Source organism: Variovorax nitratireducens, from assembly GCF_051216545.1.
Taxonomy (GTDB): domain Bacteria; phylum Pseudomonadota; class Gammaproteobacteria; order Burkholderiales; family Burkholderiaceae_C; genus Variovorax.
This window is the reverse complement of record NZ_JBPJZO010000002.1, coordinates 822,800-842,663: the sequence shown is the minus strand read 5'-3', so window position 1 is coordinate 842,663 and position 19,864 is coordinate 822,800. Positions and strand designations below refer to the sequence as shown.

18 protein-coding genes are annotated in these 19,864 nt (G+C 67.7%); 8 read left to right on the top strand and 10 right to left on the bottom strand.

Features of this window, described 5'->3' with window-relative positions; translation table 11 throughout:
- The first annotated feature begins 205 nt into the window (after positions 1-205).
- On the top strand, positions 206-805 hold the full coding sequence (locus ACSFA8_RS09210) for a chalcone isomerase family protein (protein ID WP_435479177.1): 600 nt from the start codon (positions 206-208) through the stop codon (positions 803-805).
- On the opposite strand, the gene gph is transcribed toward ACSFA8_RS09210, so the two are convergent.
- Positions 777-1,472 (bottom strand): phosphoglycolate phosphatase, encoded by a 696-nt coding sequence (gene gph / locus ACSFA8_RS09205; protein WP_435479176.1) that lies wholly within the window; start codon positions 1,470-1,472, stop codon positions 777-779. The two genes, ACSFA8_RS09210 and gph, sit on opposite strands and share 29 nt — an antisense overlap.
- A gap of 31 nt (positions 1,473-1,503) precedes the next feature.
- Complete coding sequence (locus ACSFA8_RS09200; RefSeq protein WP_435479175.1) at positions 1,504-2,187, bottom strand: response regulator; 684 nt, start codon at positions 2,185-2,187, stop codon at positions 1,504-1,506.
- Between the two features lie 227 nt (positions 2,188-2,414).
- Here ACSFA8_RS09200 and ACSFA8_RS09195 point away from each other — a divergent pair, with 227 nt between their 5' ends.
- Together ACSFA8_RS09195 and ACSFA8_RS09190 are read left to right on the top strand one after the other, a co-directional pair.
- Positions 2,415-3,740, top strand: a complete 1,326-nt coding sequence (locus ACSFA8_RS09195; RefSeq protein WP_435479174.1) for a DotU family type IV/VI secretion system protein — start codon at positions 2,415-2,417, stop codon at positions 3,738-3,740.
- A gap of 4 nt (positions 3,741-3,744) precedes the next feature.
- Positions 3,745-4,782 carry a type VI secretion system protein gene (locus ACSFA8_RS09190; protein WP_435479173.1) on the top strand — a complete coding sequence of 346 codons (1,038 nt, stop codon included), beginning with the start codon at positions 3,745-3,747 and terminating at the stop codon, positions 4,780-4,782.
- A 14-nt stretch (positions 4,783-4,796) separates the two neighbouring features.
- On the opposite strand, the gene tssJ is transcribed toward ACSFA8_RS09190, so the two are convergent.
- Positions 4,797-5,288 carry a type VI secretion system lipoprotein TssJ gene (gene tssJ, locus ACSFA8_RS09185; protein WP_435479172.1) on the bottom strand — a complete coding sequence of 164 codons (492 nt, stop codon included), beginning with the start codon at positions 5,286-5,288 and terminating at the stop codon, positions 4,797-4,799.
- Between the two features lie 71 nt (positions 5,289-5,359).
- On the opposite strand from tssJ, the gene tssA reads away from it, so the two are divergent.
- The 5 genes from tssA (at position 5,360) to ACSFA8_RS09160 (ending at position 9,675) form a co-directional block, all read left to right on the top strand.
- A complete protein-coding gene (tssA, locus tag ACSFA8_RS09180) occupies positions 5,360-6,388 on the top strand; it encodes a type VI secretion system protein TssA (RefSeq protein ID WP_435479171.1) in 1,029 nt (342 codons plus the stop codon).
- Positions 6,389-6,434: 46 nt separating this feature from the next.
- A complete protein-coding gene (gene tssB, locus ACSFA8_RS09175) occupies positions 6,435-6,953 on the top strand; it encodes a type VI secretion system contractile sheath small subunit (RefSeq protein ID WP_435479170.1) in 519 nt (172 codons plus the stop codon).
- Between the two features lie 34 nt (positions 6,954-6,987).
- A complete protein-coding gene (gene tssC, locus ACSFA8_RS09170) occupies positions 6,988-8,484 on the top strand; it encodes a type VI secretion system contractile sheath large subunit (protein ID WP_286624589.1) in 1,497 nt (498 codons plus the stop codon).
- 169 nt (positions 8,485-8,653) lie between these two features.
- Positions 8,654-9,136: an Hcp family type VI secretion system effector gene (locus ACSFA8_RS09165; protein ID WP_435479169.1), complete on the top strand. Its 483-nt coding sequence runs from the start codon at positions 8,654-8,656 to the stop codon at positions 9,134-9,136.
- Between the two features lie 29 nt (positions 9,137-9,165).
- Positions 9,166-9,675, top strand: coding sequence for a hypothetical protein (locus ACSFA8_RS09160; protein WP_435479168.1), 510 nt, complete (start codon positions 9,166-9,168; stop codon positions 9,673-9,675).
- Positions 9,676-9,699: 24 nt separating this feature from the next.
- Here ACSFA8_RS09160 and ACSFA8_RS09155 read toward each other — a convergent pair whose 3' ends face one another.
- The 7 genes from ACSFA8_RS09155 to ACSFA8_RS09125 are packed head-to-tail and all read right to left on the bottom strand — an operon-like array spanning position 9,700 to position 19,799.
- Positions 9,700-10,485: a PP2C family protein-serine/threonine phosphatase gene (locus tag ACSFA8_RS09155; protein ID WP_435479167.1), complete on the bottom strand. Its 786-nt coding sequence runs from the start codon at positions 10,483-10,485 to the stop codon at positions 9,700-9,702.
- Positions 10,486-10,505: 20 nt separating this feature from the next.
- Complete coding sequence (gene tagH / locus ACSFA8_RS09150) at positions 10,506-12,131, bottom strand: type VI secretion system-associated FHA domain protein TagH (protein ID WP_435479166.1); 1,626 nt, start codon at positions 12,129-12,131, stop codon at positions 10,506-10,508.
- 25 nt (positions 12,132-12,156) lie between these two features.
- Entirely contained in the window at positions 12,157-12,552 is a 396-nt protein-coding gene (locus tag ACSFA8_RS09145; protein ID WP_286539840.1) for a DUF4150 domain-containing protein, read from the bottom strand.
- 19 nt (positions 12,553-12,571) lie between these two features.
- Complete coding sequence (locus ACSFA8_RS09140) at positions 12,572-13,201, bottom strand: DUF3540 domain-containing protein (RefSeq protein ID WP_435479165.1); 630 nt, start codon at positions 13,199-13,201, stop codon at positions 12,572-12,574.
- A gap of 18 nt (positions 13,202-13,219) precedes the next feature.
- Entirely contained in the window at positions 13,220-14,269 is a 1,050-nt protein-coding gene (locus tag ACSFA8_RS09135) for a pentapeptide repeat-containing protein (protein ID WP_435479164.1), read from the bottom strand.
- The gene (locus ACSFA8_RS09130; RefSeq protein ID WP_435479163.1) at positions 14,266-16,878 is read right to left on the bottom strand and encodes a DUF2169 family type VI secretion system accessory protein; all 2,613 of its coding nucleotides are present in this window, start codon (positions 16,876-16,878) and stop codon (positions 14,266-14,268) included. Before ACSFA8_RS09130 ends, ACSFA8_RS09135 begins: the two co-directional genes overlap by 4 nt.
- The gene (locus ACSFA8_RS09125) at positions 16,878-19,799 is read right to left on the bottom strand and encodes a type VI secretion system Vgr family protein (protein WP_435479162.1); all 2,922 of its coding nucleotides are present in this window, start codon (positions 19,797-19,799) and stop codon (positions 16,878-16,880) included. The genes ACSFA8_RS09130 and ACSFA8_RS09125 overlap by 1 nt, the downstream gene beginning before the upstream one ends.
- Between the last annotated feature and the right edge of the window lie 65 nt (positions 19,800-19,864).

The following is a 19,864-nucleotide window of genomic DNA, read 5'->3' as shown; positions in this document are numbered from 1 at the left end:
GGCGCCGCGGGCGCACGGCGTGCGCCGTGCAATCAAAAAGACAGCGACGACGGGCGACGCCAGGGCCAGGCTCCCCGGCTGCCTTGACCTGTCTGGATGACGTGATGAATGAACATGGAGCGCGGAGTTTAGCTGAGCGACAATACGCGTACAAATTGATACATTCAGGGATGGGTGGCTCGTTTCCATAACCAAGGACAAACCCATGCTCCAGTCTGCCTTCCAGCGCTCGATCCCCGTGGTTCTGCTTGCGGTGGCTTCTCTCTGCACCCTGGCCGCCTCGGCCGCCCCGGTCGACGTCGCAGGCGTCAAACTCGAAGACGGCATCGAACTGCGCGGCAGCAAGCTGCATCTCAATGGCGCCGGCGTTCGCTACAAAGCCGTCTTCAAGGTCTACACGGCTGGCCTGTACCTGGGCCAGAAAGCCGGCACGCCCGAAGAGGTGCTGGCCGCCACCGGGCCGAAGCGCATGACCATCACGATGCTGCGCGACATCGAGGCGAATGAACTCGGCAAGCTGTTCACGCGCGGCGTCGAGGACAACTCGCCCCGCAGCGAGTTCGCACAACTGGTGCCCGGCCTGCTGCGCATGGGCCAGATGTTCGCCGATCAGAAGGTGCTCAAGACCGGCGACACCTTCACCATCGACTGGCTGCCGGGCACCGGCACGGTGATCACGGTGCGCGGCGTTGCGCAGGGCGAGCCGATCAAGGAGGCCGCTTTCTTCAATGCGCTGATGCGCATCTGGCTCGGCCCGGCGCCAGCCGACTGGAAGCTCAAGGACGCGCTGCTCGGAAAGAGCTGAGCTCTTCGAGCGAGTCGACAAAACCGTCGGCGTCGACGCCGCGCACCGGCTCGCCGTGGTTGTAGCCGTAGCTCACCAGCACCACCGGGCAGCCCGCCGCGCGCGCGGCGCGCGCATCGTTGCTCGAATCCCCGAGCATCAGCGTGCGCGCCGGCTTGCTGCCGAGCGCCTCGCAGGTCTTTCGCAAGGGCAAGGGGTCGGGCTTCTTGCGCTCGAACGCATCGCCGCCGAACACGGTAGCGAAAAAGCCGTCGAGGCCCTTGGCCGCCAGCAGCACCTTGGCAAAGGCGGTGGGCTTGTTGGTCAGGCAGGCGAGCCGAAGTCCGCGCGCACGCAGCGCCCGCAGCCCCTCGACCACGCCCGGGTACACGGCCGAATGCAGGCCGTTGACGTGGCTGTAGTGATGCTGGTAGCGCGCCCATGCCGCATCGAAGCGCTGCTGAAGCGCTGACGCATCTGCGGGCGCCAGGACGTGTTCGAGCACCGAAAGAATCAGGTGTTCCGAGCCCTTGCCGACCAGCGGCCTGACGGTTTCGGGCGCAACCTTCGGCAACCCGAGGTCAACCAGCATGAGGTTCAGCGCCACGACGAAATCGCCGAGCGTGTCGACCATGGTGCCGTCGAGATCGACGATCGCGGCGTCGAAGCGGGAGAGATCCGGAGTCATGCGGGCGAGCATAGCGCCCGCTGCCGCCGGCCTACATCTGGGCTTCGGTCAGCGTCTGCGCAGCCACCACCGCCTCGGTGCGATTGCGGACATTGAGCGCGCGGAAGATCGCCGCCAGATGAATCTTGACCGTGCCTTCACTGATGCCGAGCGCGCGGCCGATCAGCTTGTTGGGCTTGCCCTGCGACAGGAGTTGCAGCACTTCGACCTGGCGCTCGGTCAGCACATTGCGCAGATGTTCGAGCGTTTGCGCGCCGGCTGCGCGCGGCATCGGCGCGTCGGTCGTGGTCTTGGCCGGCACGCCGGCCACGATGCCCGGCGGCAAGGCCGACAACATCATCGGCGGTACATAGACACCGCCGGCCAGCACCAGTCGAACCGCCGAAATCATGACTTCGGGCGAGTAGGCCTTCGGAATGAACCCGAGCACGCCACGCTCGAGCGCGCTGCGCATGACCGCCGGATCTTCGTAGCCCGACAGCACGATCACCGGCACGGCCGGATGGCGGCGGCGGATTTCCTCGATGTGCGCCTGGCCATCTGCGCCGGGCATGTTGAGGTCGATCACGGCCAGGTCGAGTTCATCGGAGGCACCCGCGAGCAACTCGTCGACGCTCATGGCAAGCACGAACTCGATGCCGGGCTCGATCTCCGCCAGCTTGGCCTTGACCGCTTCGATGACAAGCCGGTGATCATCGGCGATCAGGATTTTCATGGGCACCCCCGGCATCAATTGTTAACTCGACCGAAGATAGCGGTGAACGCCGCGCGCAGCAAGCCAATTACTGCGCCCGAACGACATAGTCCCCAAGCGATATGGTGCGCCCCCGGTGCCATTGAAAGAATTGGTCGCACTTCTACATGGACAGGGATCACGGCATGTGCCATCGACACCGGCGCACACACGACGCTCACGCCATCGAAGGGTAGCCGCGAGCCTCCATGCCTCGCCTGCTCGATTTTTTCCGCCCACTGTTCTTGCTCGGTCTCGAACTGGACGCGGCGATCCAGGCACGACGCCCTCATGCATCGGTCGGCGCCACGCAGAAACAGGCGCTGGGCCTGCTCGAGCAGGCGCGCGAGCGCGCCACCGTGGCGGGGCATCGCCCCGGCGACCTCGAATCGGCCTCATTTGCGCTGGTCGCGTGGCTCGACGAAATCCTCGCGCGCGACCCGGACTGGAACGCCCGCACCACGCCGCTGCAGGTGCAGCTTTTCAACTCCAACAACGCGCACAGCGAGTTCTTCCACCACCTCTCTGCGCTGCAAGCCGAGGACGGCGAACTGCGCGAGATCTATTGGTACGCCCTGGCGAACGGCTTCGCCGGCCAGTATTACTTCGAGAGCAATGACAGCGGCGAACTCGGCAAGCTCAAGGCGCTGCACGGCCGGCAACTGCCGGTGCCGCCGCTCACCCTTGCTACTCTCGCGCAGGATCACATCACGCCGCAACCCTATTCGGCACCCGCGCCGCCCACGCTGCGGCAGCCCGAGCAGCGCGAACGTTCGATCCTTCGGGCCGGCGCGGCGCTGGCACTGCTGACGCCGTTGGTCGCCCTGCTCTGGCTGTTGCTGGCCGGGCCCCGCGACGTGTCGTCGATGCTGGCGCAGCGCGTGGATCAGCGGCTCCAGGCCTACGCCTGCGCGGATCTCTCCGCCACCGTTTCCGATGGCGGGGTCGCCGAGGTGCGCGGCTTCGTCTCGCTGCCTGCAGACCTGGAGCGTGTGCGCGGCGAGATCGGGGCGCTGCCCGGTGTGAAGTCGGTGAACGTCGCGCTGGCATTGCGCGTGTGGCCGCATTGCGAGGTGGTAGCCATGCTGAAGCCCTACCAGGCAAGCAACCGCGACAAACAACGTGGCCTGGCCATCAATGTCAGGAGCGCGCGCGATGCCCGGCTGCGCGAGGGCGACCTGGTGCTCCTGCAAGTGACGCAGCCCAATTTCGATGGCCACCTGTGGGTGGACTACTACACGGCCGATGGCTCGGTGCTGCATTTCAACGCGGGGCGCAGTTCGCGGCGGCTTGCCGCCGGCGAGCAGGTCGAGCTGGGCCAGGACATTCCTTCGAGCTGGCTGGTCAGCCCGCCGTTCGGCACCGTCCTGGTGACGGCGCTCGCCTCGCCATTGGCCTTCAGCGAAAACGCCGACCGGCCGCCCTTCGAGCTGGCCTCCGACTACCTGCTGCGCCTGCGCGGATCGTTGACGGCCAACAAGGATCCGGAACGGCTGGTCGCCGAGTTCCTGTTCCTGGAAACCGCCGAGCGCTGAGAACATGGCCCCCACGCTCGATCAAGTCCTGCAGTCGCTGCCCGCACAATTCTGGCTGCTGCCCCTGGGCTGCGCGATCGGCTTCGCATTGCTCTGGTGGTGGACGCTCGGGCATCGGCGCTGGCAGCGCCGCCAGCTGTTGCACAGGCGCCTCGCCGAACTCGGCCGCGGTGCGGCCGATTCACCGCCAGCGGCGCAACCGCCCGCAAGCATCGGGCCGGGCACATCCGACGTGCTGCATCCCCGGTTCCTCTTTGTCGGCGATACAGCCGCCAACGTGGCGGGACTGCTTCAGGCCGGCGGCGCCCCGCCACCGAAAAAAACCGCATCCACGCCCTGGCAGGCCTGGACGCAGCCCGCCATGACCGCCATTGCGATCGGCCCCGACATCGCCGAAGACGCCGCAGACGCCGCAGACAGCCGCGTACGCAGCCGCTGGCTCCAGGGCCTGCTGACGCTGGCCGAACAACGCCCGGCCCTGCCGCTGAACGGCGTGGTCGTGTGCGTCGCTGCGCAGGCACTGCCGCAGGCGCCGCGCGGACTCGCGGCACTGGCGCAAGAGGCAGCGCATTTGCTGCAGCTGCAACTGCCGGTCTATGTGGTGGTCACCGGGCTCGAGCGCTTCCAGGGTTATGCCGAGGTGTGCGCGGGACTGCCGCCGGAGGTACTCGCGCAAGCGCTGGGTCACCGCTTCATCGAACCGGATGCCGGCAGCGGCGGCAGCGCACGGCGCCTCGACGCGTTGTTCGAGCCGCTGGCGGCGCGGCTGCAGGCGCTGGGCATGGCGCTGGTGCGTGACCAGCCCGATCCGGCGGCGCGTTTGGCTATTCTTCACTGGGTCGATCAGGTGGTGGCGCTGCAAGCGGGTCTGGGCGCACTGGTCGACCAGCTCTTCGCGCCGGGAGCGGGTGCGGTATGGCGCGGCCTCTACCTGACGGCCGCCGCGTCGCAGGCGAGCCCAGGCGCGTTTGCCACCGACCTGTTCCAGCGCTTTCTGCCGGAAGACCAGTCGCTGGCACGCCCGGCGCGGCACCTCCGATGAGGCACGCCTTCCTGTTACTTCGCGGCGTCGATCCTGATCTGGCGGGCGCCGAGCGTCACGGTCAGCACCAGCGGCTTGCCGGGCTCGACCACCCGCACCTCACGCCAGCGTGCGCGATCCAGATCGCGGTAGGCCGCCATCACGCCGATCGCCTTGGCGTCGGCCGGCAAGGTCATCTCGATCTTCTTGCTTTCGCCGGGGCGCAGCAGCATCTCTTCGCGCTGCACCAGTTCGGCGCCGAGCGTGGCCGTGTCTTTTTCGAACAGCGAGAAGAAGTCGGCTGCTTCGAACGGGCCGGCCGACTTGAGCGCGTAGACGCGAACCGTGAGCGGCGAAGCGCGGCCGCGCGCATCGGGGTTGGCGTCGGCACCGGCCGCCACCGTCATGGCCACTGGCGTCACGATCACGACGGGCGGCTTGGCGCAGCCTGCAAGCATCCACGCCACCAGCAAGGCAGCGGCGAGAGAACGGCCATAGGGCAAACGGCGTGTACCAAGGACTCTCATGCTATTCCCTTCGTTGCATTGACCGGTGTCTACGCATCTTTGATTATCACCAGTCAATTTGAACTGGCAACATGCTGACACCCGAACTCGTCGAGGCCTTGCAGGCACCCATCAGCGAGGCATCGCCGACCGGCGAAGATCTTGAGTACGACCCAGCCTTCCAGGCGCTCGATTCGGCGGCCCAGGGCAAGCCCGAACAACAGTTCGGCGATACCGTCATCCCCGCCGTGGAGCCCGAGTGGCGCACGGTGTCGGATCAGGCGCAGGCGCTGCTGCGCCGTGCCAAGGACGTTCGCGCCGCGGTGCTGCTGCTGCGCGCGTCGACCCGCCTGCAGGGCGTGACCGGCTTCACTTTCGGCATGCAGTTGCTCACGGGCCTGCTCGACACCTTCTGGGACGGCATACATCCAAAGCTCGATGCCGACGACGACAACGACCCGACGATGCGGCTCAACGCGCTGGCACCGCTGACCGACGAAAGCATGGTGCTGCGCGATTTCTACGAGGCCGGCGTGGGCGTGGCGCGGGGCGTCGGGCCGATCAGGATCCGTGACATCGCGATCGCGCAGAACGTGCTGGCGGCGGTCGGCACCGAAGCCACCTACTCGGCGGCGCAAGTGCACGGCGCACTGGTCGAGATCCAGGCCGAACATCCCGAGGTCGTGCAGACGCTGCTCGGCGTGCCAGCCCTGGTCACCCGGCTGCAAAGCCTGCTGAGCGAGCGCACCGGCCGCTCCGACGCGGTCGAGCTCGTGCAGCTGCGGCGCATCGGCATGGCCTTGCGCCAGGCCTGCAGCGCAGTCGTTGGCAACAGTGGCGAAGCCGAAGAGGCCCCGGCCGCGTCAGATTCGCCCGAGGCACCAGCAGCCGGCAGGCCAGCTGCCGCGCGCGGCGACATCGCGACGCGCCAGGACGCGATCCAGATGCTCGACCGCGTGATCCGCTATCTGGAACAGGCCGAGCCGGGCAACCCGGCGCCGCTCCTGATCGAACGCGCCAAGAAGCTCATCGGCGTGAGCTTCTTCGAAATCATGGCCAACCTGGCGCCCAACGCGCTCGACACCATCGAAACCGTGACGGGCAAGCGCCCGTCGGAATGAAGTTTTATTCAGCGACCCGTCGCACCCAACCGCAAGGAGCATTTCCATGGCCAAGAGCAGTCAGAAATTCATCGCCCGCAACCGGGCGCCACGGGTTCAGATCGAATACGACGTGGAGCTCTACGGTGCCGAGAAGAAGGTGCAGCTGCCCTTCGTGATGGGCGTGCTGGCCGACCTGTCCGGCAAGCCCGCCGATCCGCTGGCACCGGTGGGCGACCGCAAGTTCCTCGAGATCGACACCGACAACTTCGACTCGCGCATGAAGGCCATGAAGCCGCGCGCCGCGTTCTCGGTGCCGAACACACTCACCGGCGAAGGCGACCTGAAGGTGGACATCACTTTCGAGAACATGGACGACTTCTCGCCCGCCGCGGTGGCGACCAAGGTCGATGCGCTCAAGAAGCTGCTCGAGGCGCGCACGCAGTTGTCGAACCTCGTGACCTACATGGACGGCAAGGGCGGCGCCGAAGACCTGCTGGCCAAGGTGCTGGAAGACCCGGCGCTGCTAGCCACCCTGGCTGCGAGCAAGAAGCCTGAAGAAGGCGCCGCCGCACCGGCCGCCTGACCACACCCTATTCCGATCACGAGGAGAAAGCATCATGGCCGAAGCACTCGAACAGCAGAGCGCACTGAAAGACGTCGAGTTTGCGGGGAGCGACTTTTCGTCGCTCCTGCAAAAGGAATTCAAACCGCGCAGCGACGAAGCCAAGAGTGCCGTCGAAGCGGCCGTGCTCACGCTGGCGCAGCAGGCGCTGAGCAACAGCACGGTGATCGGCAAGGACGTGACCAAGTCGATCCAGGCCATGATCGCCGCGATCGACGCCAAGCTCACCGAGCAGATCAACCAGATCCTGCATAACGAGGAGTTCCAGAAGCTCGAAAGCGCATGGCGTGGCCTGCACTACATGGTGAACAACACCGAGAGCGACGAAAACCTCAAGATCCGGGTGATGGACGTCTCGAAGAAGGAGCTGCACAAGACCCTGAAGAAGTTCAAGGGCGCGGCCTGGGATCAAAGCCCGCTCTTCAAGAAGATCTACGAGCAGGAGTACGGCCAGTTCGGCGGCGAGCCCTTCGGCGCGATCGTCGGCGACTACCACTTCGACCAGAGCCCGCCCGATGTCGAACTGCTCGGTGAAATGGCCAAGATCGCGGCCTCCGCGCATGCGCCCTTCATCACCGGCGCAAGCCCCAACCTGATGCAGATGGAGTCGTGGCAGGAGCTCGCCAACCCGCGCGACCTGACCAAGATCTTCAGCACGCCCGAATACGCCGGCTGGCGCAGCCTGCGTGAGTCGGACGACTCCAAGTACATCGGCCTGTGCATGCCGCGCTTCCTGGCCCGCACGCCCTACGGCGCCAAGACCAATCCGGTCGAGGAGTTCGACTTCGAGGAAGACGTTGCCGGCGCCGACCACACCCGCTACGCCTGGGCCAACGCGGCCTATGCGATGGCCACCAACATCAACCGCTCATACAAGCTCTACGGCTGGGGTTCGCGCATCCGCGGCATCGAATCGGGTGGTGCGGTGGAAAACCTGCCGCTGCATACATTCCCGAGCGACGACGGCGGCGTCGACCAGAAATGCCCGACCGAGATCGCCATCAGCGACCGGCGCGAAGCCGAACTGTCGAAGGCCGGCCTGCTTTCGCTGATCCACCGCAAGAACTCCGACTTCGCGGCCTTCATCGGCGCACAGTCGCTCAACAAGCCGGCCGAATACGACGACCCGGACGCCACCGCCAACGCCAACCTCGCGGCACGCCTGCCCTACCTCTTTGCCTGCAACCGCTTCGCGCACTACCTCAAGTGCATCGTGCGCGACAAGGTCGGCAGCTTCAAGGAGAAGGAAGACATGCAGCGCTGGCTCAACAAATGGATCATGAACTACGTCGACGGCGATCCGGCCAACTCGTCGGAAGAAACCAAATCGCGTAAGCCGCTGGCAGCCGCGGAGATCGTGGTCGAGGAGATCGAGGGCAACCCCGGTTACTACAGCTCGAAGTTCTTCCTGCGCCCGCACTACCAGCTCGAAGGCCTCACGGTGTCTCTGCGACTGGTGTCGAAGCTGCCGTCCGCAAAGGGCGGCAAGTAGGCCCCAACCGGCCGGGATTTTTTGAGCCGCGTCTTGCAAATCCCGTCGGCCCGTTCGTTCTAGAAGCAGCTCCCCCTGAAAGGCAACTCGCCGGACAGCGCAGAGCCCGCAGTTTCAGTCGCAGATCAACCCCGCCCGCTACAGACGGGCTTCCTGAAGGAGCATTGAAATGAGTTCAGACTTTTTTGCCAAGTTGACCAACAACATCGAAGGCGAGTCCAAGAAAGAAGGTCACGAAAAGGAAATCGACATCCTCAGCTGGGCCTGGGGCGTTTCCAACGCTTCCGGCGCCGGCACCGGCGGCGGCGGCGGCCATGGCAAGGCGACTCCGAGCGATCTCAGCTTCACGCACATCTTCGACAAGGCTTCGCCGAACCTGGCCAAGTCCTGCATCAAAGGCACCCACATCGACGAGCTCAAGCTGACGGCGCGCAAGTCGGGCGACGGCCAGCAGGACTACGTGACCATCACGCTCACCACCGCGTTCATCACCAATGTCTCGGTCGGTGGCTCGGGCGGCGGCGATCTGGTCGAAACCGTGAGCTGCGCCTGCAAGAAGATCAAGGTCGAGTACAAGTTCCAGGACGAAAAGGGCGCGCTCAAGCCCGGTGCGGAGTACACCTGGGACATCGAAGTGGACAAGGTGACCTGAAGCGGCTCGCGCCTGGCGAAGGAACAACGATGGCGTTCTCGATCAAGAACCCTGACGCGCTAGGCCGCTACTCGATCGACTACACGGTCGGGCACGGCGGCGTGAACATGCGCGACGACGTGATGCTGGCGCAGGTCTGCCTCAACATCACCTACTTCGAGCGCAAGGACGGCTATGCCGACCGCTACATGACCTCGCGCGAGGTGTACCGGCTCGAGCCCCTGGTGGAAGACGGCTATTGCGGGCCGCTGACGATCGCACGGATCTACCAGTTCCAGAACGACCTGGCCAAGCGCGGCGGCGCCATGGGGCCGATCCCGGTAAAGATCGATGGCAAGTTCGACGTCAGCCCCGAACCCGGCGTCGTGCACATGGGCGCGCTCAAGCGGGTCTACAGCTTCGACAACATGAACTACGTGCTGGCGGAGCATGCCGAAGACGAAGCGGAAGCCCACTACGACAACCTGCCGCAGACGGCGCTGGCGCCGTTGCGTGGCGCCCTGGCCGATTCGCGGAAGTACGCCAAGCGCTTCAGGTAGCGCGGCGGCCTCGCCCGCCTGAAATCAGGGGGCTGCAGGAATCGTGTCGGGCAGCAACTGCGTGACGTCGTCGTCGGCATGGAACCACACAGCGAGTGCCGTGTAGTTGTCGTGATTCGGCCGGGCACGCGCCCTGACTTCGGTGTCGAGCTGGTCGACCCACTGGCTCGGATTGCGCGAGGCCTGCAGCGTCTCGCGCAGGCAGTCGTCGCCGAGCGGTTCCCAGACCCCATCGCTGCACAGCAGCAGCACGTCGCCGGGCGCCAGCGGCATCGGCGCCGACACCGCAATCTCGGGCAATTCGTCGATCGAGCCCAGCGCCGACAACAGCATGTTGCGCTGCGGGTGCACGCGTGCGCCCTCCTCGTCGATCATGCCGCCGGCCACCATCTGCTGCACCAGGCTGTGGTCGACGGTGCGCGCCACCAGGGCGCCCGCGCGGAACAGATAGGCCCGGCTGTCGCCGCTGTGGGCCCAGGCGAACTGGTTGTCGTGCAAATCGATCGCCGCCAGCACCACCGTGGAGCGCATGGCCGCCAGCTTGCCGCCCTCGGCCTGGCGCGCCACCACGTCGCGGTTGGCCTGTTCGAGCAGCCGGCGCAGCGCAGTGCCGTCCAGCCCCGGCGCGGCCGCAAAGCCGCCGAGCACGCTGCTGCGCGCAGTGGCCGCCGCCACATCGCCGCCGCCGTGGCCACCGGCGCCATCGGCCACCAGGCAGGCGACATAGCGGTCATCGTGCCAATGGCCATGCACGTCTTCGTTGTAGCTGCGTCCGCCTTGCCTGGACAGTGTGACGATTTCGATTTCCACCCCGGGTGCCTCTCTTCTTCTCATTGGCCTGACTTGAGGCGTTCCATCTGCGCTTCGTAGGCCTCGAGAAAGGCCTTGCCGAACAGGCTGTGGAAGTCGTCCTCGGCCTCGCTGGCAATGCCGCCGTAGAGCGCCACGAACTGATCCCACAGCCTGGCCTTGCGATTGGCGGCGAACAGGCTGTCGAGCGCCGATTTCGCGGCAATCTTCTTTTCGAGCTCATCTGGCGCGAAGCGCTCGATCACATGGGCCAGCGCCGCGCGCATGCCGACCATCACGCCGAACTGATGCGCGCGCAGGTCGTTGTAGGCGTCGCGCATCGCGGCCTCGGGCGGCATGAAGCCGCGCACGCCGGGGCCCAGCAGGTGCGCCAGCGCGACCTCGACCGTGGGCGAGAACTTGAGCGGGTTGTTGGCCTGCGACGCGATCATCGTGACCTCGGCGCGCACTTCGCGCTTGAACTCCTGGCGCGTCAGAAGCAGTTGCAGCGTGCCCTCGGTCGAGCTGCGCAATATGACGCCGATGCGTTCCATCAGGCCCGGCGTCAGCGCTTCGGGCGGCTGGTGCTGGCTGCCGAGGCCGCGCAGGAAGGCGGCCAGCAACTCGGCGTCGGAGGAAGACGTTGCAGGCGCGACGGGGCGCTGCGCGGGCGGCGGCATGACCGCCGGCGCCGGTGCAGGCACGGGCGCTGGCCTGGGCGGTGAAGCTTTTGCTATCGGCAATCCGGTCTCGTCGTCGAACGCGACTGCAGCCGGGACGGACGGTGTCACGGCCAGCGGCGGCACGTAGCCGAACTGCCCCACCGGCAAATGGTCGCTGCGCGGCGCGGCGCTCGGGCGCGGCGTGCCCTGCAGCGCGGCCAGCGGGTCGGCATGGGCCGCGGTGTTCGGCTGCAGCAGCGGGTCGGCCAGCGGCGAAAGCGCCAGCGGGTCGCCGCCCATGCCCCCCATGCCGGCGCTGCCGCCGAACAAATCGTCGATCGAAGTGGCCTTGCCGGCGGAGGGAATGCCGAGGTCGGAGAAATCGTCGAGCGCGCCCGGCCCGCGCGGCGCCGCGGCAGGCCCGGGGCCGAGCAGATCGGCAAACGGATCGTCCACGGCGGCCTGCGCACTGCGGCCAGCACCGGACTCGAGCGGATTCGGGAACAGCATCATCGGGTCGGCGGCCCGGCGTGCCGCGGCCGGCGCGGGCGCCGGTGCGGCAGGTGCGGGGCCCAGGCCGGCCAGCAGGTCGGCGAAGGGGTCGTCGTCCGATGCCGGCGCGGCAGCGGGGCCGAAGCCCAGGCCGAGCTCATCGTCGAAGTCGGGCCGGCCGGCTGGCGCGGCGGGCGCCTCCGGCTCGGCCTCCACGTGAAGCTCGAAGCCGCCAAGCACGAGCCGATCGCCGCTGTTCAGCGCGACCTCGTTGCCGGCGCCGAGCGGACGGCCGTTGCACAGCATCGGGTTGCTGCCGCGGTCGACCACGAAGTAGCGGCCCTCGCGGCATACGACCTGCGCATGCACGCGCGACACCGTGCGCTCGGAGTCGTCCAGCACCAGCGCGTTGGTGGGCGCGCGGCCGATGGTTCCGCCTCCGGGCCCGAACTGCGCCGCCAGCGACCGGGCCACCGGCACGCCCTGATGAGTGACCACAACAATTCGAATCACGGCAGCGCTCCAGGCAAGAGATGAATCATGGCGACAGCAGCAGCACCAGGGCCTGGCTGGGCACGGCGCGAACGCCCGGACAGTTGGTGCTGTTCTGCAGCGACACGCTGGTCAGCCGCGTCGCCGGCATGCCCTGGAAGAGTACCGTGAAAGCGGCTGTCAGGTGGCGGCTCGGCCCCATCACAGTGCCCGATGCCACGCCCATCACAACGCCGGAGTTGTCGCCGTTGGTCATGGGGATGGTGGTGCCGAGGTTGTGCGCCGGCATGCCCATGATGAGGATGGTCGGGCAGTTCGGAATGGCCATTGGCCCCATCGCGATGTTGGGGTACGGAATGGGGATCGGCGAGGGCGCGGCCGGTGTCATGCAGACATCGGGGAAGCCCATGTCGGTGCCCATCAGCTGGCAGTTGGCAAACACGATGTGCTCCTTTGCGAGGTCAGCCGAAGTGGATCTGGCTGCCGCGCGCCTTGACCAGATCCTGCCCGTTCAGCAGCAGGTGCTGGCCCGAGATGCGGGCAAGCTGGTCGGCCTCGCATTCCACGTGCGTGGCATGCACGCGGTCGATGCCTTCGGTGGTGCGCAGGTGGTTGCGGCTGAAGTGGCTGACGCGCTCGAACACGGTCGACAGCACCGAGCCCACCACTTTGACCGCCGTACCGATCACATGCAGGTTCTTGCCGATGAACTGCGCGTCGTCGGTGGTCACGCGGGCCTGGGCGGCGCGCAGCGAGAAGGCGCCGGTTTCGAGCGCCAGCTCCGGCGCGGCCAGCGTCAGCGGCCCTTCGCAGCGCAGCACGTTGGCCACGCCCTCTTCGCGCTGGAGCACCGCGAGCACCCAGACTTCATCGGGTGCCACCAGCAGGCAGGCGACCGTGTCGCCCACCGCGGGTTCCAGCAGGCAACTGGCGGCGCGGCGTCCGCTCGCCCGCAGACCGCCGCTGGTCACACTGAAACGGTCGGCCGCACAGGCCGTGACCAGGCCAACGCAGCTTTGCGCCGGCGTGGCCTGCACAGGCCCGGCGGCGGCGTGCCGGCGGGTTCGGGAAGGGGTGGTCGCAGTGGTCATGGGTCTTCTCCGGAAAGATCAGGCAATGGCAGTCCAGCGCTCGGCGCGGGCCAGGTCGGGGTCGGTTTCGAGCGCACGGGCGCGGTCGGTCATCTGCGCCTCCTCGGTACGGGTGCCGTGCAGCACGGTGCGGAACAAGGTGGCCTGCCGCAGGTCGGCGCGGCAGAGGTCGCCGTGGCGGAAGTCGGCGTAAGTCAGCTCCGCGCCCGCAAAACTGGCGCCGGCGAGTTGGGCCTCGGCGAAATGGCACTGGTACAGGTCGGCACCGTCGAAGCGTGCGGCCGGAAACTGCCCACCCGTGAAAAGGGCCTGCCGCAGCCGGGCCTGCGAAAAATCGACCTGCTCGCCCACGGCGCCGCAGAACAGCGCGTTCGGCCCCACGGCCTGGCGAAAGCTCGCGCGGTTCAGCGTGGCGCCCTGGAAGTTGCACTGCCGCATGGACACCCCGGAGAAGTCGGCTTCGGTGAGATCGGCAAAGGAGAACTGGCAGCCATCGAGCACCAGCCCGGCAAAGGATTTTTGCTGCAACGCCGTCCGGGTGAACATCGCCCGCGTCATGCGTGCACCGGCCCAGGTCAGCCGCGCTAGGTCGCACTGCAGCATGCAGGTGTGCTTCCACTCGCTGTCGTCGGCGTTCACGTCGACCAGGGACGACTCCGAGAACACCGCCGACTCCATCTGCGCGCCGGCCAGGCTCGCATGGTCGAGCTGGCAGCGCGAAAAGGTTGCCATGCCGAGCCAGGCCTGCGCGAACTGGGCATGCGTGAGCTTGCATTCGCTGAAGGTCGCGCTATGCAGGTGGGCATGGCGGAAGTCGGCATGCGCCAGCTCGCACTGGTTGAAGGTGGCACGGCGCAGGTTGGCACCGTTGAAAAGCGTGCCTTGCATCGCGCATCGGTCGAACACGCTCTCGCGTGCGTCGGCCTCGCGCAGGTCGGCCTCTTCGAGGCGGGCCTGCGTGAACACGCCACCGCCGAGGAAGATCTTCGCGAACTGACCGCGGCGCAGGTCGAGGCCGTCGATGGTCTCGCCCATGCCGATCGCGAGCGACAGCGTCTCGGCCTTCATAGCGGGTGCGCGGCGGCATGCCGTGCCTGCTGTTCCGGCGTGAGCCGTGGCCAGGTGCGCACGCGCTCCAGCAGCGCACCGTCGAAGCGCACGTCGCCGTCGAGTTTGGCGCGCGACAGGTCGGCACCGAACAGATTGGCATTGCGCAGGTCGGCACTGCGCAGGTCGGCGTGCTGCAGCATGGCGTCCTTGAAATTCGTGCCCGCGAGCCGGGCCTGCGTGAAGACCGCCTTGCGCAGCAGTGCACCCTCGGCGTTGGCCAGCCGCGCGTCGCAGCCGGCCAGCCACGCGGCGCTGAAGTTGGCGCCTGCCAGTTGCGCCTTGACCAGCGTGGCGCCACGCAGATCGACCTCGCCGAAGTTGGCCGCGCGCAGGCTCGCGTGCGACAGGTCGATGCTGGACAGCAGACAGTCCTTGGTGAAGACCGCGCCATCGAGCTGCGCGCCGGCGAGCTGCGCCTTTGGGAGCCGGCAGTCGACGAAGCAGGCCGACGCCAGCCGCGCCCCGCGCAGGTCGATGCCACCGAGGTCGCAGCCGACGAAGTTGGCGCCGGCGAAGTTGGCCTCGCTCGCCTGCAGCCCCTTCAGGTCGAGCTTGTAGAAGAGCAGGCCCGGGCCTTCGACGCCGTTCCAGTCGGCCGGGCCCCAGCAGGTCTCGAGCAGGTTGGCGCCCGCGATGTCGGCGCGTCGCAACTGGGTCTGCGCCAGGTCGCAATGCATCAGCACCGTGCCTTTCAGCGCTGCCTGGTCGAACACGGCGCCGGCGAGCCGGGCCCGGCCGAGATTGGCATGCGTGAAGTTGCTGCCGACGGCCAGCATTCCCTGCAGGGCGCCGTGTGCGAGCACGGCCCGCGTGAAGTTCGCGCCGGAGACGTTCGCACCCTGCAGGTTCGCGCTCTCCAGCCAGGCGTCGGTGAAGTCGACGTGGCGCAGGTCGAGCGACGACAGGTCGGCGCCGGTCAGGTCGATGCCCGGGAAGCTGCGCAGCCCGCGCGCCAGCATCCACTGCATGAGCGCGCGGCCGCGCCGCGCCACTTCGCCCTCGAGCGGGTAGGCCGGTGGTTGCAGGTGCGCCGCCTGCAGGTAGCCCAGGCGCTCCGCGCCTTCGCGCAGGGCCAGCTTCTGCGCGACCACGCGCCGGTCGAAGGCGAGGCCGGTGGCACGCTGCGCATCGAGTTCGGCCAGGTGCGCCTCGGCGTTGTAGCCCGGGGGCCCGCGGTGCACCAGCTTCGCCATGTCGATCGCGCCGGCCTCTTCCAGATCCAGCACGCGCTGGAGCTGGCCGGCCATCTCGCCGATCGCCGCCCACTGCTGCGCTTCGGCCTCTTCCCGCCGCGCCTTCAGGTAGGCGGGCAGTTCGGCCATGCTGCGCTGGGGTTCCGGCGGCGGCAGGCGCAGGTCGAACGCCGCCGGATCCTTGCCCTGCGCGACCAGCGCTTCGCGCGCCAGCACCATGTCCATCTCGGCCCGGCGGCGCTGCGCCTCGCCTTGCAGGCCGTCCATCGCGAAGGCCTGGCCGGCATCCGCCGCTTCGGGGTCGCGCGAGTCGAGCCCGTCCGGCAGCAGGTCGGCGTCGTTGAGCGCCTCGAGCCCGCCGTGCTTCGGGTCGCTGCGGCGCGCGAGCACGTCGAGGTAGTGCGCGTCGGGCTTCGGTGCGCCGAGGCGCTCGACCGCGCCGAGCAGCTCGACGATGTCGGCCCCGTCGTCCTCGGCGCATTCGGCCATGCCGTGGAAGACCAGCACCATGCGATCAGCATGCGGAAAGAACCAGACCGTGGTGAGGCGCATCGGCACCTCGCGCAGCTTGCGCCCGCCAGCGTCCAGCGCGTAGTTGACGAAGGCGCGCACACGCAATCCGGGCAGCCGGCCTTCGATGCGGCGCTGCACCGGGTGCAGGTTGTCGAGCGCGTAGGGCTCGTCGCCGCGCAACGGCGCGTCGAACCACTGATCGCTCGGCGCCATGTTGAAGTGCTTCCAGTCGAGATCCGGCGCAAAGCCCGGCGCATGCGCCTGCAGGTAGTCGGCGTCGTAGGTGCCGCGCAGGGCGAGCCGCTGCGGATGCATGGTGTCGAGTACGCCGAAGCCGGCCGGCACCACCTCCGACTGCGGCGTGAGCACGCGCGAGCCCGGCAGTTCGAGGTTGGGCAGCGCGCGCACGCCACCGGCCACCGTGCGGCCCTTGCCACGCGGGTTCAGCGCATAGTCGGCGCCGCCATACGCATGGTCCCAGTCGAGCCCGATGCGCTCGGGTGCCGCGGCCGCCGCACGCGGCCGGTCGCCATCCCACCAGCGGTCGCCGAATGCCAGCAGCGTCTTCTCGACACCGCCCAGGCGCACGCGCACCGCGCAGCCAGCAGGTTGCGCCGGATCGGGATAGGCATGCCCGTGAACCAGGAACTCGGGCGTCAGCTTGGCCACGCCCTCGTCGAGCAGCGGCACCGCCATCTCGCGCGCCGCGAAATTCCAGAGCGACTGCTCGCCCCACAGCCGGCCCGCCGAACCCTGGTCGAACGGGACGTTCAGGTAGTTCGTCACACACAGGCCGTAGCGTTTGCGGTATTCGATCGCGCGGCTCGAGAAGCCGAGCGACATCGGCTTGTAGATCTGCATCAGCCGCCGGCCGGGTTGCCGCCGCCGTTTTTGCCGCCCGTCGGCCCACCCGCCTTGCCGGGTGTCGCGGGCGGCGAAGGCATGACCGAATCCCAGGCCTTGTCGGCCGCCGCGCCGGCGCCCTTGGTGCCCTCGTCGATGGCCCCGGCGGCGCCGCTGGCGACCCCCGGCAGGTGGCTGCCGCCCAGTTGCGATCCCACGGCCGCGCCGGCCGCGGCGCCCGCCGGGCCGGCGATCACGCCGCCGACGACGGCGCCCACGCCCGCGCCCACGGCGGTGCCGAGCTGGCGCTGGCGCCGGTCGGCGCTGTCGGCCAGGCTGTTGAGCTTGCTCTGCAGCTCGGGCAGCGCACCGAGCTCGGCCGCGGTTTCACGCAGGGCCTTGGAGGCGTCGGCGTACTGCTTCATGGTGGCGGCCGAATCGGCCAGGCCGAGCACGCCCGCGGCCAGGCCGGCCAGCGCGCCGACCACCGCTGCGCCGCCCGCGCCGCCGGCGCCCGCACCGGGCTGGATGATCTTGACGGCGGTGCACTCGATGTCGGCCGGCGTGTTGGTGAGATCGAGTGCGGCCACGTTGTGCATCTGCAGCGCGGCGCAGTTCTCCATCTGGATCGCGAGCGCGTTGGCGATGCTCACGCCGAGGAAGTTGTCCATCTGCAGCCCCATGAAGGTGCTGCGCGCCATGCCCATGTTGGCCTCGCTCGACGAGCCGATGTACCCGCTGGAGTTGGACCCCATCACCGTGGTGTTGGAGCCCATCGAGGTCGCATTGATGCTCGCATAGGACATCAGGTCGATGTCGCCCGCCGCCACCACCTTGATGCCGGCATTCGACGCGATCATGTGCGCGCCGGTCGAGATGTCCTTGCGGCCGCCCTGCGCGGTGATCGAGATGTCGCCCTTCGCGCCCACCGCCACCGACGCCGCCGTGATGCCGATCGCGCCCGAGGTGATGGCCAGCGACGCCGACACCTGCGTCATCGCGCCGGTGACCTTGGTGGTCAGCGTCTGGCCGATGTTCATGTCGACCTTGCCCGAGATCTGGTTGAGCTGGCCCTTGATGCCGACCACGTTTTCCTGGTACTGGCCGATGTGGTTGTACTGGTTCAGCGTGACGTTGGTGTGCTGGCTCTTGTGGACGATGTTGCGCTGATCCTTGTCGACCTCGCGCTTCTCGAAGCCGATGGTGTGCACGGTGCGGTCGTTCTCGACCGTAATGCTCTGGTCGTGGCCGACGCTGGTCGAGTCGTCGACCTCGACCGAGCGCGACATGTTGCGCTCGGCATGGACGTTGATGAGCTCCTCGCCGATCTTGTCCTCGAACATGAGTTCGTTGAAATTGTTGCTGTTGCCGCCGGGCGTGGAGCGCGTCTTGAAGCCGCTCTGGGTGGGCGAGTCGTAGGGCACCGGCTGCTTGTCGTTGTACACGCGGCCCACGATGATGGGACGGTCCGGGTCGCCGTTCAGGAAGTCGACGATCACCTCCTGCCCGATGCGCGGCATGAAGTAGCCGCCCCAGGTGTTGCCCGCCATCGGCTGCGACACGCGCACCCAGCAGGTCGACTTTTCGTTGCTTTCGCCGTAGCGATCCCAGTGGAACTGCACCTTGACGCGGCCATGCTTGTCCACATGCAACTCGTCGCCCTTGGGGCCCACCACGATCGCCGACTGCGGCCCCGGCATGGTGACGCGCGGCGTCGTGCGCGGCGGGCGGTAGGGCATGTCGGCCGGCAATGCCGTGATGAGGAAGATGCTCTGGCCGCGGCGCGGCAGCGCCAGATCCGGCGTGGCGGTGGCCAGGTCGCGCACGATCGCGGACGTGTCTTCGTTGATCGCGTCGTCGGTCATCAGCTCGCGCAACACGCGCCCGAGCCGCTGCACGTTGCCGGCGTTCTCGGCCAGGCCTTCGTAGCCGGGGTGCGTGATCACGAAGTAGCAGCTCGCGATCAGGTAGTCGCCGTTGCTCGTGCCGTCCGCCGCGCGCTCGAACTTGAAAGTCTTGCCGGCCGCCACGTCGGGCCAGCGCGTGATGGCCCAGTGCCGGTCCCGCCGCGCGATCAGTTCCTCGCCGCGCACCTTGGCCGTGTTGTCGGCGTCGTCGGTGCTGAAGTAGCCGCCCGGGAACTCGAAGGCCTCGAAGTCGGCCAGCTCGTGGTCGTCGGACGTGTCGCGCTTGGAGCCGAGCTTCTTGCCGATGGCCTTGAAGTCGCTGTCGCGCGTGTCGTACTTGCCGGTGTCGAACTGGCGGGCGCTGACCCAGCGGCTGATCTCGTTGAAGCGTGCGTCGCTGGCACCGTACTCCATGTAGCGCAGGGTGTCGGTCACGGGCAGCTTGTCGTGCGCCACGTCGGCCGCATCGGCCAGGTACATCGTGCCCGGCGCGTCGTGCGCATCGAACCAGTAGTAGATGCCCTCTTCCTCGAGCAGCCGCGAGATGAACTGGTAGTCGCTCTCCATGTGCTGGACGCAGTAGCGGCGCGGGTTGTGCGTGCCGATCACGCCATCGGACTTGAGCTTCTTGAAGCGCTTGATCGGGCTGTCCTCGAACACCGCGTCCAGCACCTCGAGCACTTTTTTCTCCTGCAGGATGCGCGAGTTGACGCGCTTGGTCAGCAGCCAGAGCCAGGAACGCAGCGTGATGCGGTACTCGTGGAAGCGGCCGACCTGGCCCGAGCGCATGAAGCGCACCGCGTGGCCCTGGCAGTGGCGCTCATGCTTGGCGCCGTCGGCATCGGGGAACTCGACCACCACGTCGAATGCCCGGCCCAGGATGTCCTTGCCGTCGATGCCGCCGTTCTTCGAAAGCACCGTCAGCTCGTACACCGCCGGCCGCGACAGCCCCTCGTGGCCCACCACCGTCCAGAACATCAGGTCGTCGACGACGGGCGAGTCGCTCTTGATGCGGAATTGGAGATCGGCCATAGACTAGTTCTCCGTTCGGGGAACGCCGCGGAACCGGCTCTGCCGGGCCGCTGGCGTTGCCCCCG